The organism is Shewanella sp. 10N.286.52.E4, assembly GCF_041468785.1.
Taxonomy (GTDB): Bacteria; Pseudomonadota; Gammaproteobacteria; order Enterobacterales; family Shewanellaceae; genus Shewanella; species Shewanella electrodiphila.
Genome location: NZ_JBFRJJ010000067.1, coordinates 1 through 1,732, shown reverse-complemented (window position 1 = coordinate 1,732; position 1,732 = coordinate 1). Strand labels below are relative to the sequence as shown.

At 35.7% G+C, this 1,732-nt stretch carries 2 protein-coding genes; both read left to right on the top strand.

The genetic code is table 11. From position 1 onward, the window contains the following. Positions 1-293 precede the first annotated feature (293 nt). Positions 294-1,196, top strand: a complete 903-nt coding sequence (locus AB4153_RS21010; RefSeq protein WP_371998566.1) for a hypothetical protein — start codon at positions 294-296, stop codon at positions 1,194-1,196. 56 nt (positions 1,197-1,252) lie between these two features. Next, the gene (locus AB4153_RS21005; RefSeq protein WP_102527522.1) at positions 1,253-1,729 is read left to right on the top strand and encodes a hypothetical protein; all 477 of its coding nucleotides are present in this window, start codon (positions 1,253-1,255) and stop codon (positions 1,727-1,729) included. Positions 1,730-1,732 lie beyond the last annotated feature (3 nt).

Here is a 1,732-nt window from a genome sequence, read left to right as displayed (position 1 = left end):
CAATAAGCTTGATAAACATCATCAAGCAAATTCAGCTGCCATTTTTTCGATAAATCGATTTTTGTTTAATGTAAATTAGAATGAGTGACTTAGGATAATAACTTACGATATTTCAAATATTAAAGCGGTAATAGATATTAATGAAAACAATTTCTGGGTTGTATTTTTAAAATAGGTGTCATGATAAATTTGTATGTTATCAGCAACCTTATTTTTATTGGATATTAAATAGGCTAGATTAATTAACATCTTTAGCGCGCGATAAAACCTGTCAACAAGGAGTGACCAACAGCATGTTAATAGAACAACTCGTAGATTTATTAGATAAAACGCCATGGCAGCTTGATAATCCAACCTGGGTAAAACAGCGCAAAAAAGACTGGGCCGAACTGAGCAAAACATTACGTGACATGGGGTCTTTTTTGCCAAAAGATGTCCGTTACTATAAAAGTTATTATTTAACAGGTGAATTACCTGAGATAAAAGATCAATTAAAAGACCTGCCTGAACATGCAAATTGTACTATTTTATTACTCTTGCATCCTTTGCAAACAGAGGAAAATATAACCGAGCTATATTTTACATTTTGTCAATTGAGAAAAGATGCAAAAAACCAACAACAAACAGCCTATTTGGACGACCGTTACGATGATAAAAATTTCTTTTTTCATTGGATATTAGCCAAGCAAAACGTTTACTTTAAAGGGAATTCACAAGGAGTGGTTCATGGTCTAGAAGAGGTGTATTGCCGCTTGTTATATGGCACTACAGAACAACAATGGCAGGAGTTTACAAGAGGACATAAAGGCGCGTTTGGTGCTTTTTGTAGTGCTAATATTAAACTCTTACTTAATCCTGATGCTTATGTTAGTTACCATTATCAATATTTAGTCGATTTTTCTTTTTATATGGCACCACAGCTAGATTATACTTTTGGTCGTACACCCATAGATAATAACCAATTCTTACAGCTCATCCAATATTATGAATTACTGGATCCCTTTAAAGGCATTGATGAAGAACGTTATAAAAGGGCTTGGAAATTAGTAAATTTAACCCGCGAGAAACTCAATACCACTGAATTACCTGAGCCTCTGCAGCAAATGTGGGATTTTGCCCAAACGCCAGAGGGTAAAGAGGCAACGTATTCTTCTTTCCCTAAAAAATACCCTATTTTAACCGTGTTGACGGAATAGCAAAAAAGCGCAATAAATAGCCCCGGATTTAGATAAACATTTAGAAGGACATACCGATGGAAATGTACGCACAGTTAATAGTTAAAACTGAAACGAGTGTTTGGCAACAGATTAAAGAGATTGTTGAAGATACAGCAGAGCTTGAGACCAGTTCATTAAAATCAGGTTTTGGTCAGCTTTATATTATGGGCTCATCTGATTTACCTGATGATATTGATGAGATGCTGCAAGCTATCAGTAAGGTTACCCAAAACCCAGTTTTAGTTTGGTTAGACGGCGACGAAGAGCCCGAACCTGAGTTGATATCCCTAGTGGCAGGTAACATCAACCGCAACACCCTAAGCTCATCATATTTTGAGTACTTAGAAGAAGCGGATGAAGATGAATTAGATAGTCATGACCTAAGCGCATTAAAGCTTGGTGCCCGCGGGTATTTTGAAAAACACTATCAAGACTGGATTGCACCATATACAGGTCAATTTAATGATGCTGATTTTAAAGAGAAATTAGAAGATGTCGTTGATATGTGTTAATTA